Below are 13,546 nucleotides of genomic sequence, written 5' to 3'. Positions count from 1 at the left end.
GAGCTGTTCGATGACCGCACCGCTGCCGTACAACCATCTGGGCGCGGCCGCCGCCGATGCGAGCCGGGCGGCTACCCCGATGATGGCTGTCGTCGCTACGGGAACGGACCTGTGCCGGGTCACGGTGGTGGGTCCCGACGGCAGGGCAGACCTTGCGCTGCCGGTCACCACGACAGTTGCCGCGCTGCTGCCGACGCTGGCGCGCCACGTGGCGACAGATACGGCCGATGTCGGTACACCGTGGGTGCTGCAGAGACTTGGAGAGGATCCGCTCGACGCGGACGGCACGCCGGCGACGCTCGAGCTGCGTGACGGTGACGTGCTGCATCTGCGGCCCGCGGAGGAACCCCTCCCAGTCCTTCATTTCGATGATGTCGCCGATGGCGTCGCGCAGGTCGTGGCTGCACTGCCGGGCCGCTGGAGCCCCGCATTGACCCGCGGTCTCCTGCTGGCCGTGTCCGGGCTTGTGCTGGCTGCCTTGGCCGTCGCCATGCTCGCACTCGGCCCGGGTCTGCCGACCGCGTCCGTATCCGGCGCCATCTGCGTGGTCCTGGCCGCCGGGTGTGTGGCTGCCGCCCGACTGGGCAGTGACAAGGGCGGCGTCCTGGTGGCAGGGGTGGGATCGATCGCATTCGGGGGGCTGACGGGCCTGACCATCCGTCAGGGACCGAGCGGCGACTTCGCACCGGGCTTCGCCGGGGTACTGGCCGCGGCGATGTGTGTCGCAGTGCTGGCCATCGGCTTGCTGGCCCTGCGCCCGCTTCCCCCGGCCGTTCCCGGCACCGTGCTGGTGACCGCGCTTGCTGCCGCTGCCGGTGCTGCGCTGATGCGTGTCGTGCAGTGGCATGGCTCCGAGGCAGTGTCCGTGGTGGCGGTAGGGACGTTCGTGCTCAACCACTTCGGGCCCCGGCTGTCCCTGCGTATGGCCCGGTTGCACGTTCCCCGGCTCCCCCGTAACGCCGAGGAGCTGCAGGAGGACATCGAGCCGGAGGCGCAGGAACGGGTGGAGCGAGGGGTCGCGCTCGCCAGTGCCTACCTCGACACACTCAGTCTCTCCTCTGCACTGGTCTACACAGTTGGCTTCTGGTACATGACGCGGGAAGGCGGCTGGATCGGCTGGTTGCTCCCGCTGGTGTTCTCCGGGGCGGTGCTGCTGCACACGCGGGGCCTGGATCGCTGGGTGCAACGCATGCCGATGGTGATCGCCGGGTCAGTTGGGTTGATCACGGTGTTGCTGACCCGGTTCGCTCCGGTGGGGACGGGGGCCCGGTTGGCCGTGATCGCGCTACTTCTCGGCGCGGTCGCGGGGCTGCTGGTGGCAGCGTGGCGGCTGCCCGGGAGGCGCCTCCTCCCGGTGTGGGGACACATCGGTGACCTGCTGGAGATGGCCACGGCCATCGTCCTGCTTCCCCTGCTCCTGCAGTTCCTGCACGCGTACACCTACTTCCGGACTCTGACGAGCTAAGGGAGGAGGAGACGTGCAGACACGACGTGATCACATGCAGGCGTACCAGTTCGCCATGGGCAGACTCGCCAGTGCCCTCGTCACCGGCGATCCCGGAACCGGCGAGAGCCCCACCAAACGTTCCGCACTCGGCAGCTTCTTCGGCGTGGGCATCGTGATCCTGCTCTGCGCGGGATTCCTTGTTTACGGGAAGCTGTCGCCGGTAGCCACGGAAGAGTGGCGCAAGCCAGGCTCCATCATCGTGGAGAAGGAGACCGGTAGCCGCTTCCTCTTCATCAGGGGGCAGCTGCGCCCGGTGCGTAACTATGCTTCCGCTTTGCTGCTGACCGGGAAGAGCGGCACCGTGCGGACCGTCGGCGCGAAGTCGTTGACCGATGTACCGCGAGGCGCACCGCTGGGTATCGAGGGCGCCCCCGACTCACTGCCTACTCCGGCGAACCTGCTTCCCCAGGATTGGTCCCTGTGCCTGCGACCTGATCTGGCGTCGGGCCATGTCCTCGACTTCGCGCCGGGTGCCCGAACCTCGGCCTTTCCCGCAGGCCGGCACTTGTTGCTGAAGTCCCCGGACGGCAAGCAGTACGTGCTGTGGCGTGGCAGCAAGTACCCGGTACCGTCCTTCGCCACGCTGATCGCGCTTGGGCTGGACGGGGACCGTCCCATCCGGGCTTCCGCCGCCTGGCTGGCCTCGCTGCCCACCGGCGAGCCGCTCGCGCCGGCCAAGATCGACGGTGCCGGCAGGGCGGCTGGGAAGATCGCCGGAAAGCCGGTCACCGTGGGTCAGGTATTCGTCACCTCCGCAGCCGGCACCAAGCGGTCCTATGTCATGACTGACGACGGTGTGGCTCCGGTGAGTGCCACGGAAGCCGCGCTGCTCGTCGCACAACGCGGCGCCCCCGCGCCGCTTCGGGTGTCAGCCGCCGATATCGCCGCCGCCCGCCTCTCCTCCGACTCCGCAACGAGGAAGAGTGCCCTGCCGGATGTCCTCGACGCCCCTGTGGCCGACACCACGACGCATGCGGTGTGCCTGCGCGGGAAGCTGCAGAGCGGTAAGAGGAGCCTTACCGTTGTCCTCGGAAGCGGCCCGGCGGCCACCGGGAACCAGGCCGTGCTGGTGCCGCCCTCGCATGGTGTGTATGCGGTCGACGAGCAGCAGCTGGCCGCTCGCACGTCGAACCCGCAGACCTACCTGATCACCGACCGGGGGATCGCCTACCCGATGGGCGACTCTTCCGCCGCGCCGGCCCTCGGTCTCAGTGGCGGGAGTGTGACTCCGCTGCCGAAGAGTTTGCTCGCGATGCTGCCGCGCGGTCCGGTGCTGGACCGCACAGCGGCGGCGCTGACCGTGCAGCCCATGAAGAGCGAGAACTCCCCGTCGCCGAGTTTGTCTCCCTCACCGTTGAGCCGTTCCGATGAGACGCAGGACAAGGTACAAGCCCGCCGCGCGGGGGTCGGCACCCCGGTGCTGCCCGCCCTTGGGTCTCCTGCTGACGTCTTGGCGCGGGTGGTGTGAGCGGATGCGCCTCAACGTGGGAAACACCCGTACAGGGGGACCTGCGCTGCAATGCCGCGCCGCGGGCCGCACGCTGTTGATCCATCCCAAGGGTGACCTCGACTCACAGGCCACTGCCTTTGCGGCGGGGCTGGCCCCGGACCCGCAGCACACCGTCGCAGTCGTGGACCTTCCGTTCGGCTCACTGGAGCAGTCAGCGGACTCGGTGGCACATCTGCTGGAGGGCAGGGGCGAGAGCCTGCGCCTGATCTTCGGGCGAGCCACGCCACAGGAGTCCCGGCGCGCTGGGCAGCGCATCGCGGACCGGCTGGGCCGGCTGGTGCTCGCCCCGGATGGCGAGGTTCTGCCGACATCCGGTGGGGGCCTGTTCATTCCCAGCGACCTCGGTGGGGGGTGGCTGCGTTTCCGGCCGGGCCGGAAAGCGGAGCCTGACTCGCGTCGCTTCCCCAAGCCGCGCTGGGAGTTCTCCACCTCCGACCGGCCTTGGCCCACCAGCGGCCACGGAGTCGTCGAACCGGTGGCCAGCGGAGTCTGGGTGCGCAGCCCGCACGCGTCCGCATACTCGGAGAGCAGCCAGAGTTTGGTGGACCGCCTGCCGAACCATCCCGAGATCCTCACCGTGATCCTCGGCAACCCCGGCGGCCCGCCGATCCCGCTGTCGGACGTGACCCGGTTCTGGGAAACCGTCCTGCCGTCGGTGCGGTCCTGGGTGCGCTTCTGCCAGCTCGGACCGGTCGCGCTGCCCGAGGGCGGTGAGGGCCTGGGGCAAGGACTCGCAGACTCGCTCGGCCAGCGTGTGGTGTTCTACGCGGGCGTGCCGGTCCAGGCGCGTGTCGGCCTCGACTCACCCGAAGTGGTCACGTTGCGGCCGGACGGGAGGCTGGGCCACCGCCCCTTCGTCCGTGAGTTGATGTACTTCCCGCGTACGGGCCGCGTCCCTGTCCCGCCGTCGCTCTTCGGCCTGCGCCACCCCTTTTTGGGAGTGCCGGAGATCACCACAGGCGTCTACGAACTGGCGTCCGACGCGGTGCTGGAGGTTGTCCAAAGCGGCTTGTGGGTACGCACGTCGACCGAGCCGGCCGATGGTGACGCGGTGCGCCGCATACCGGCCGGGCCCGGCTATGCGGCCATCCTCTACGACCGCAGCAATCCGGGCGTGGAACGCCGCATGCGTTCTCTCGCAGAGGACGTCCTGTGGAAACTGGATCCGGACCTGCGGGAGAGCTTCTCTCTCGTGCCCGCAGACGATCCGGGCACGGCGGCTGGCATAACCGAGGAGGCCTACCTGTGGTCCCCCTCGTCCGATGCTGCATTCGGTCCGCAGGCCGTTGCCGCGCCCGCCACCAGGCCCAGCCGCCCGGTTGGACTCGCACCCTGGACCACGTCGTCGCAGCAGCCGCCGGAGGCCGGGCAAGCCGCTGAGCGCGAGCGGGCCGAGAGCTCCGACGGAATGTCCGCACGCACCTACTCGCATCCCGACGACCGGGTACCTGCGCCTTTGACCACCCGCGGTGAACAGGGTCCTCAGCCCGGCGCACCCATGATTCCCCTTGCGGCATCCACCGCGCCCGACGCGCCGACGGCCGAGTTGCCGCGAACCGAATCCGACGCTGCCCGGACCGGGGCCGACGACGCCAACGCTGCTGGGGACGGTGGCGGAACGGCCTTGATCACGCCCGCCACGGGCGTTAGTCCGTCCGCAGCCGCCGACCGTCCAGGGCCGGATCTGCCGACGCCCGAACCGCGCCATGCCCGCCCTACCCGTTCCAGGCTGCCCGACCTCCGCCCCGTATCCGGGCCGGATATCGAAGCAGAACAGCGGCAGGAGAAGGCCAGCCATTCGGACGCGCACATTCACGGCGACGGCATATCCAGCACCCGCGGACAGCGGCCGCAGACCCCGTCGGAGAGTGCTCCCCGGGATCCGCAGTCCGACCCCGAATCCGGTCCCACCGGCACATCGGAAGCAGACACGCCGCGCCTGCCGGCGTCGGTACTGAAAATCCGGGAATCTGCCGCGTCCGAAGCAGTCCCCGCAGCGCCAGCGGATGGATCGTCTGACCCAGGGGACCCCACTGACACTCCCTCGATCACGGGCGCTGATTCGGAGGGCACGGATCAGGCACCCGCACAGTTGATCCGGCTGGAATCCGACACGCCGGCTTCCGCTCCAGATCCTGACCCCGCACCCAAGCGTTCTGACGACCGGGTCGGTCTTCCTGCCGACGGCAGCACGACACCCTCGACCGCGGCAGGAGTACAGGTCCAACCCGTACCCAAGGCTTCTGCGTGCGCCGTGCCGCCGGAGCGTGGCATCGGCAAGGAGCGCGACTGGGTGCGGCGGACGTTCAGCACCCAGTACAACGCGCTCGCCGGCACGGTCTCGCGAGTGATGTCGGAATCGCCGGGGCTGCGCGGCGGCCGTGACGGAGCGGCCGACGCCCTCACCGACCTGGTGTCCGTGCGGCTCTACCTGTCCGCTGACACCGCCGGGGTGGATGAAGAAGTGCGGACGGCAACAGTCGGACCGCACGTCCCTCTGGTCCGCTGCGTGACTGCCGGCCTGCGCAGGCTGCCGTCATACCGTGGTGCAGCACTGCTGCGGGCACAGACCACAGCGGCGGAGCGCGCGTGGTACCGCGAAGGGGCATTGGTAGCCGAGTGGGCATGCTGCGCTGCCTACAGCGCACCGCATCCCGGACCTGAGGGCGCCACCGACTTCCTCATCTGGTCGATGACAGCCCGCCGTACCAACCTCCTCGATCCCTCCGAGCCGTACCGGGTGATGTTCCTGCCCGGCACCGTGTTCAAGGTGCTGCGCCCCTTTGAGGGCGAGGGTCCGATCATGATGCGCGAACTGTCGCCCTCGGAAGCCACCACCGACCGCAACGCGGACACCCAGCGGGTACCGCTGGACGAGATCGCCCTGGACGGGCTCGAACGCGCGGCGGCGGCGTTGCGTGCGAACAAATCGGGTTCGACCGGGGCGGGCGCACACGGCGACGCGGGACTAAAGGAGCGCCTCGGGACGCCCCCAGGCCTTATGAACGGAACGCGGCGGAAACGTTCGCGCGGTGTTGGCGGCGACGTGAGTGCGCCTGACGAGGGAGTAAAACTGTGACTAGGCCCGTGTTGCTGGTGTCCCCCGACCGTCCCGGGGCTTACCGGGCGATCACCGACGCTCTGGCCGATGCAGCCGACGGCGCACTCATCACGGTTTCCCCCGGTCGATACGATGAGAACCTCCACATCACCCGCCCGGTGACTTTGGCTGCCGAGGGCGCGGACGGCTCGGTGGTGATCGCCGCGGCATCGGGCAGCACCGTGGTGCTTGAGGCGGAAGCCGTTCAACTGACCAACGTCCACGTGTCGGGAACCGATCGTGAGGCTCCTGTCGTCGACGTGCGCCGGGGGCAGGCCGCGCTCGACGGATGCCGCATTTCCGGCGATGCGTGGGCGGCCGTGCTGGCCTGGCAAGACGGGGCTGTCGCTCTCCGGGACTGTGACATCAGCAATGGCCGGGGAGCCGGAATCGTCGTCACCTCCGGCGGGGGCAGCGCCATGGAGCGCTCACGTATTCGCGAGGTCGGCTCCTCGGCGGTCGTGGTGGCGGAGCACGGTCAGCTGACGCTGCGTGACTGCCAGCTGGAACGTTCCCGCGGCAACGGGGTGTGTGTGAACGGACACGCCACCGTCGCGCTGGAGTCCACCCGAATCAGCGGCAGCGGAAAGCCCGCACTGGCCGTGGAACAGAACGCCCGCGCTGAGCTGACCGACGTCGAGATCACAGGCAGCACTGCCCTGGACGCGTACCTCACCAGTACCGCGGACATTGTTCTGACTCGGTGCTCGTTCGAGGGATCCGGCGGGCAAGCCGTACATGTCGGCACTGGCAGCTCCCCCGTGCTGCGGGGGTGCGTGATAACGGCCGCCCAACGCGAAGGTGTGCACGTGGCAACCGGGGGGCGGCCCGTGCTGGAGGACTGCCGCATCGCCAACAGCCCAGTCGGCCTTCTCGTCGAGGCCAATGGCCGGGCCGAAGGTACCGGCCTGACCGTCGAAGGAGCCGGCAAGGCCGCCGTCGAGACGGCGGGGGGGGAGGTGGTGCTGGAGCGCCTGACGACGGGTGGCGGCAGCGGAGTGGCGTTGAAGGCCACCGGCCTGCAGTCACGGCTCAGCGTGCGAGACGCCGATCTGGCAGTGAAGGGACCGGCTGGCGTTGAACTGGCGGAAGGTGCCACCGCGACGCTGACGTCCGTGCGGGTGCAGGTCGGTGGGGGCACAGCGCTCGCCCTCGCCTCGGGGTCCCGTGCCGCCGTGGACGGATCGGCCTTCACCGGTGGCTCGGCAGTCGTCGGTACGGACGCGGAACTGGAGTTGAGGGAGTGCGAACTCTCCGGTTCCGACGGTGACGGACTCCGTGCCACCGGAGGCGGCAAGGTCGCCGTGGTCGGCTGCCGTATCAGCGGTGCGCGCGGCCACGGTGTCAATGTCCAGGCGTCGTCACGCGCAGAGATAATCAACTGCGCCGTATTCGACAACGGCGGAGACGGTGTGCGTTGCAACACCGACGAACCCGTGTGGGTGTACGACTGCGAGGTCCGTGACAACGGCGGTATTCCTGTTCACCAGCTCAAGTCAGGCCAGGTCTCCGTCGAGCGGGTCGACGTCGGCAGCGGCAGCTCAGCGGCAGTCGTTTCGGAACGCCTGGGCGATCCTGCGGGGGACGGTGGTTCCCGCGGGCAGCAGGATCGACACGCCGCCACGGGCCCACTGGCGGAATTGGAAGCGCTGGTGGGGCTGGAAAGCGTGAAGCGCGAGGTCACCGGCCTGATCAATCTCAACAAGATGACACAGCGCCGCCGGGAGATGGGCCTGCCGATGCCGCCCATGAGTCGACACCTGGTCTTCGCAGGACCGCCCGGCACTGGCAAGACGACGGTCGCGCGTCTTTATGGGGCGGTCCTGGCAGAGCTGGGGATCCTCAGCCAGGGCCACATCGTGGAGGTGGCCCGTGCCGACCTCGTGGCCCAGATCATCGGTGGCACGGCCATCAAGACCACGGAGGTCTTCAAGAAGGCGCTCGGCGGCGTGCTGTTCATCGACGAGGCGTACACGTTGACCAACCAGTCCCGTGGGACGGGCCCGGACTTCGGCCAAGAAGCCGTCGAGACGCTGATGAAGCTCATGGAGGACCACCGAGACGAGGCCGTCGTGATCGTGGCCGGGTACTCGGCCCAGATGGACCAGTTCCTCGCTTCCAACCCGGGCATGGCCTCCCGCTTCGCACGCACCGTGGAGTTCCCCAATTACAGCGCGGACGAACTGGTCACCATTGTCAAGGGCCTGTGCGCCAAGCATTACTACGACCTGTCGGAATCCGCGCTGACAGCGCTCGACAGCTACTTCAGGAACGTGCCCAAGGGCGACACTTTCGGCAACGGCCGCGTCGCCCGGCAGGTTTTCGAAGAGATGATCAGCAGACAGGCCTCCCGGCTTGCCGCAGAACCGCCCGAGGACGACCACGAGCTATCCCGGCTCACCGGTGTCGACGTGATCACCACGCCCACCGACACGGGAACTTCGGCGCAAGGCGAAGCGGACACCCCTGACGCACAAGCAGAGGCAGAGCCTGACGTCCCCAGTAGGCAGCCCGCCACCGGTCGCGTGTCCACGCCGCTCGGCAAGTTCGACGCAATGACAGGGCTCGCCACCTGCCGTTCCGCTTTGGGCGCCCGGGTGGCGGCGCTCGCCGATGCGACGGCGCAGCGCGGCCGGCCCATCTCGACGCAGGCCAACGTGGTGCTGGAGGGCCCACTCGGAGCCGGGCGCCGGGCACTGGCCCGGGCGTACGCCGCATGCCTGACGGAAGCAGGGTTGCTGACCGTCGGCACCGTTCACGAGGTGAGCCTGTCCACCCTCCCGGCGCGCTGGCCGGAGCAGCCCGCTCACCGGCTGATGACAACGTTGACGGAGGCAGAGGGCGGGATGGTGCTGCTGCACCTCGACGCTCCCTTCAGCCACCGCCCGCAGACCGAACAAGCCGCCGTACTCGACGGCTTGAGCTACTTGGCAGACACGCCGTGTCACGCGGTCCTGGCCCTGTGTGGAACTCCCGGAGCCCTCAAGGAGCTGTTCCGTGAACGCCTAGACATCGTCCAAGGATTTGCCGAGTACCTCCGCTTGGATCCCTACACCGACGATGAGGCTGTCGAGCTGGTATGGCGTCAATTGCACCGCTTCGGGTTTGAACTCGCCGACGACGCCGTAGAAGCACTCGCGGCATCGTTTCGGGTGTCACCGCCACGCATAGGCGCCTGGGAAGTCCACCGCCTGGCGGAGCGGCTCGCCGCGACGGCACGCACGCGCGTGGTCTCTGCCTCCGACCTTGCCCGTGGTGCGGTGCCAGCCGGAGCGCTTCCCGAGTCCGAGCCCAACGATTCCGTGCCGGCGGCTGCAGCTGGTGAAGTGACCGGCATTCTCGCGGAGTCGGCGGAGCCACCGCAGCAGAGCGGATCTCTGGTGCGGACATGAAAAACGTCCACGATCACAGCGCGGTATGTCCGCGCTGCCTGGTCGGTGGCCGGTGATACCCAATCAGGTGTCGGCCCGCACCCGCAATGGTGCGGACGAGCTGCCGGCGTATCCGGCGGCGCCATGGAATACGAGAGGACTGCACGATGCCCCAGACATCAGTTGATCTGTCGGGAATGAGTTCCGCCCAGAGCAGCTTTCAGGCTGCTCTGGACGACACCAGCGGTGCGTACGCCCAGATGCAAGGCCAGATCGAGGGCCTCCAGGCGAGCTGGGGTGGTGAGGCGGCGAACATCTACCACGGTGCCATGCAGCAGTGGCTGAACGACTTCAGCCGGGTCAACCAGGCGCTGGGCTTGATGCTGGAGAAGCTCTCGCAGAACACGAACGTCTACGCCAACACGCACGACGCCACGCAGGACCAGGCCCGGCAGGCCGCCCAGCAGATCAGTGGCGGCACCGTCGGGCTGCCGGGCTTCTCGTCCTGACGCGGCTCCCAGCGACACATCCAGACGTTCCCACGAAGGAGCAGGACAGATGGCCACGTACACCATCCAGATGCAGCAGGTCGAGTTCATCGTCGGTGAGATGAACTCCATTACCCAGCGCATCAACCGGACCCTCACCGATCTCGAGACCCAGGCGAGCCGGCAGCTCAGCGAGTGGACCAGCGACGCTCAGCAGACCTACCTGCAGGTGAAGATGCAGTGGGACGCAGCCGCCGCTGACATGACGGAGAAAGCCTCCATGGCCACCCGGATGCTCGGCACGATCAACGAGTACTACGCCAATGGCGAGCGCCAGGGCGTCAACCTCTGGGGATAGGGTGTGATGAAGCATGGGGCGGGACAGCATCTCATCGGATGATTCCGATGATTCGGGTGATTCCGGTGAGACCCAGCTCCTCGAACACGACGACCCTCCAGCCACCCCCCCTGAGGTTTATGGTGGTGGTACGGATGTTCCGCCAGGTGATGGTGCGGATGTGTGGGGATGGAATGTTGACCGCCTGAGTGTTCCGCCCGCTGCGGGTGGAGGTTCGGGCAATTCCGGTAACGGAACTCACGTCGACACCGCGTCGTTGCTGCGATTCGCCGACCATATCGACAGTCTCATCACGTACGTGCGAAGTGCGCATGCCGGTCTGGAGAAGGTTCAGGTGAAGCCGGGCACCTTTTACCACGCCAATGCCTTGAGGGACAAGATCAATGGTGTCAACGGGGATAGCGGGTTGAAGGCGCGCTACCTCATGGTCACCACGGACCTTGTCGAGGGTCTGGGCAGTATGCGAGACGGCGTGAGAACTCTCGCGAGGAAGTACGAATCGGCTGATGAAGCCAGTCGTATGTCTGCGGATGATCTGGAGCACGCCATGAGGAACGCCGATGACGACTTCGATCAATTCATGGAAGACGTCGGTGACTCCGGGAGCAAAGAAAAGTAACTAGAGTCCTTCCCGTTTCTCCGTGCCTATAACGGTGCGGAGAAACGGGAGGGTTGCTCGGCGTGTAAGCGAAGGCTCCCGAGCGTATTTATCGAGAGCGTGCCCGCACCCGTGACGGTTGCAAGCGGACCGCAGCCGTCACTCGGATGCTTTTGTGCGATCAACGTATATGCCGTAGACGAGCGTCAGGGCATCAACCTTCCGGGTTGGAGGAATCGGCGATGGCCGGCAGTAGCGATCCAGGGCGGAATGATTCCCAGGATCAAAATGACAGCAATGCTCGAAATGGGCACGCTCCTGATATCGAGACATATGGTGGTGGTACAGATGTTCCGCCAGGTGATGGTGCGGATGTGTGGGGATGGAATGTTGACCGCCTGAGTGTTCCGCCCGCTGCGGGTGGAGGTTCGGGCAATTCCGGTAACGGTACTCACGTCGACACCCCGTCGTTGCTGCGATTCGCCGACCATATCGACAGTCTCATCACGTACGTGCGAAGTGCGCATGCCGGTCTTGAGAAGATCCAGGTGAAGCCGGGCACTTTTTACCACGCCAATGCCTTGAGGGACAAGATCAATGGTGTCAACGGGGATAGCGGGTTGAAGGCGCGCTACCTCATGGTCACCACGGACCTTGTCGAGGGTCTGGGCAGTATGCGAGACGGCGTGAGAACTCTCGCGAGGGAGTACGAATCGGCTGATGAAGCCAGTCGTATGTCTGCGGATGATCTGGACGACGCCATGAGGAACGCCGATGACGACTTCGATCAATTCATGGAAGACGTCGGTGACTCCGGGAGCAAAGAAAAGTAACTGGCGTCTTTCACGTATCTCCGTCCCATAGCGCAGTACGGGGGATGCGGAATGGTTGGCCTAAGCGTAAACGGAGACTTGGGGACACATGCCTGAGGAAAAGACCTACGACGGTGATGGGTTCACACGGGGCGATCACGGGGTATACGGCGATCCTGACTATGCTGGTTCTGTCGACGACTACGATACCTGGGACTGGGTTCAGATTGCGGCATCCATCCAAGGAGGGATCGGCGACGGTGCGAGTATCGAATTGAACGATCGCCGCATGGCCAACGCTGACCCGGTCTCCCTGCGGGATGCGGCCGGCCACTTCAAGAATGTAGAAATAGTGCTTTCTGCAGTTTCGAAGAACATGCGTGACAATGCGGAAGCCCTGGCGGGGAGTGACGGCGGCCCTTGGAAAGGTGCGGCCGCGGACACATTCGTCGATATGGTCAACTTCTACTCTCGTTCAGTGAATGCGGCCGCAGACGTACTCACTGGGGGCGAGATGGGAAATTCTGTGCCGCAGCAACTTGCGGACAACGGAGTTAATCTGGCCAGAGCCCAGGGCAAGACCGTGGACATTATAGAGTGGTACAGGGCGCAGGCGATCAGGATGGGGGTCGGATGGCCCTTGGATCAAAGCCCGAAAGCCCAACTTGTGGCCGATTACATGACTCGCGACATGCGGGCCGTGCTGAGGAGCCTGGCCGGCGAATACCAGGTCAATATCGACTCGGTGCGCTCCCCGGAAGACATTCGAAACCCCGATCCGAAGGACGGCGCCGGTGACTTGAAGGATCTCGGAGGCGGTCCCAATGCAGGAGGGCTCGGAGGCGGACCCAATGTCGGAGGGCTCGGAGGCGGACCCGCGTCGGCGAAGCTGGACCCGTTCCCGGGTGGAGGCGGAGGCGGAGGCGGGGGCGCTGGTATGCCGAATATTGCCGCGTTCGACCCCGGGCTTGGAGGTGTGGGGCCTGACGGAACTCCTGACCTGGGCTCAATCGGAGCTGGAGGATTGGGTGACAACTCCTTCGATACACCTGAACTGGAACCGTTCCCAGGGGCTGGCGGCCTCACCGGCGGTGGCGGCGACTTGACGGGCGGTGGCACCGGAGGGGGCAGCATACCGCCCCTGCCCCTCACTCCTTTCCCCGGAAAGTCGTTTACTCCCGTCCCCGGAAAGACGGGCACGGGGGGTGGGTCCGGTTTGCCTTCCGGCGGCCTCGACCTTTCGGAGGATCCTTTCAACTGGGGTCGCGCAGTTGAGGACTTTCCCGGAGATACAGGTATCGGTGGCACAGACGGAGTGGGGAACGGCCTCGATACACCCGCGGCCTTTCCCGGGAACATTGGAACGGAGTCGGGTCTGCCGGGTCACCTTGAGTCGCCTGGCCTTGGCACAGGACAGGGAATGGGCATGGGCGGTATGCCGATGGCCCCTGGTATGGGTGCCGGGGGAGCGCCTGCAAACGCGGGGGCGGTCGAGCCCAGCGATGCCAGCGGTCTCATCGAAGCCGACGCCGAGCCGTGGACTGGGGATCCGGCGGTGGCGGAGGAGGCCGATGGCGGTGCGGAGGCGGGTGGCGAGGGACTTGGACTGCCATTCGACAACGACACCGAGCAGGCCGGTCAGGGAATGGGTATGGGCATGGGCGGTATGCCGATGGCCCCTGGTATGGGTGCCGGGGGAGCGTCTGCAAACGCGGGGGCGGTCGAGCCCAGCGATGCCAGCGGTCTCATCGAAGCCGACGCCGAGCCGTGGACTGGGGATCCGGCGGTGGCGGAGGAGGCCG

The 13,546-nt window shown here is 66.8% G+C and carries 9 protein-coding genes; all 9 read left to right on the top strand.

Annotated features, from left to right (window positions below; all coding sequences use genetic code 11):
- Nucleotides 1-10: 10 nt before the first annotated feature.
- Complete coding sequence (gene eccD, locus PV350_RS22845) at nt 11-1,465, top strand: type VII secretion integral membrane protein EccD (protein WP_500335754.1); 1,455 nt, start codon at nt 11-13, stop codon at nt 1,463-1,465.
- Between the two features lie 13 nt (nt 1,466-1,478).
- Nucleotides 1,479-2,975, top strand: a complete 1,497-nt coding sequence (eccB, locus tag PV350_RS22840; RefSeq protein ID WP_500335752.1) for a type VII secretion protein EccB — start codon at nt 1,479-1,481, stop codon at nt 2,973-2,975.
- Between the two features lie 4 nt (nt 2,976-2,979).
- Complete coding sequence (locus PV350_RS22835) at nt 2,980-6,096, top strand: hypothetical protein (RefSeq protein WP_500335750.1); 3,117 nt, start codon at nt 2,980-2,982, stop codon at nt 6,094-6,096.
- An 8-nt stretch (nt 6,097-6,104) separates the two neighbouring features.
- On the top strand, nt 6,105-9,509 hold the full coding sequence (locus PV350_RS22830; protein ID WP_500335749.1) for a right-handed parallel beta-helix repeat-containing protein: 3,405 nt from the start codon (nt 6,105-6,107) through the stop codon (nt 9,507-9,509).
- Nucleotides 9,510-9,655: 146 nt separating this feature from the next.
- A complete protein-coding gene (locus PV350_RS22825; protein ID WP_375821176.1) occupies nt 9,656-9,997 on the top strand; it encodes a WXG100 family type VII secretion target in 342 nt (113 codons plus the stop codon).
- 49 nt (nt 9,998-10,046) lie between these two features.
- Nucleotides 10,047-10,334, top strand: a complete 288-nt coding sequence (locus PV350_RS22820) for a WXG100 family type VII secretion target (RefSeq protein WP_375821178.1) — start codon at nt 10,047-10,049, stop codon at nt 10,332-10,334.
- Nucleotides 10,335-10,347: 13 nt separating this feature from the next.
- A complete protein-coding gene (locus PV350_RS22815; RefSeq protein WP_500335746.1) occupies nt 10,348-10,953 on the top strand; it encodes a hypothetical protein in 606 nt (201 codons plus the stop codon).
- A 221-nt stretch (nt 10,954-11,174) separates the two neighbouring features.
- The gene (locus PV350_RS22810; protein ID WP_500335745.1) at nt 11,175-11,765 is read left to right on the top strand and encodes a hypothetical protein; all 591 of its coding nucleotides are present in this window, start codon (nt 11,175-11,177) and stop codon (nt 11,763-11,765) included.
- 88 nt (nt 11,766-11,853) lie between these two features.
- Nucleotides 11,854-13,546, top strand: a 1,693-nt coding sequence (locus PV350_RS22805) for a WXG100 family type VII secretion target (RefSeq protein WP_500335743.1), incomplete at its 3' end; no start/stop codon positions are given.

The sequence above is a fragment of the Streptomyces sp. PA03-6a genome (assembly GCF_033792765.1).
GTDB lineage: Bacteria > Actinomycetota > Actinomycetes > Streptomycetales > Streptomycetaceae > Actinacidiphila.
This window is presented reverse-complemented; position numbering and strand designations above follow the sequence as displayed.

What these genes read in the sequence shown, in the direction of transcription:
- PV350_RS22820 (WP_375821178.1), top strand. Translation starts at nt 10,047, where the DNA reads ATGGCCACGTACACCATCCAGATGCAGCAGGTCGAGTTCATCGTCGGT.
- PV350_RS22810 (WP_500335745.1), top strand. Translation starts at nt 11,175, where the DNA reads ATGGCCGGCAGTAGCGATCCAGGGCGGAATGATTCCCAGGATCAAAAT.
- eccD (WP_500335754.1), top strand. Translation starts at nt 11, where the DNA reads ATGACCGCACCGCTGCCGTACAACCATCTGGGCGCGGCCGCCGCCGAT.
- PV350_RS22835 (WP_500335750.1), top strand. Translation starts at nt 2,980, where the DNA reads ATGCGCCTCAACGTGGGAAACACCCGTACAGGGGGACCTGCGCTGCAA.
- PV350_RS22825 (WP_375821176.1), top strand. Translation starts at nt 9,656, where the DNA reads ATGCCCCAGACATCAGTTGATCTGTCGGGAATGAGTTCCGCCCAGAGC.
- PV350_RS22815 (WP_500335746.1), top strand. Translation starts at nt 10,348, where the DNA reads ATGGGGCGGGACAGCATCTCATCGGATGATTCCGATGATTCGGGTGAT.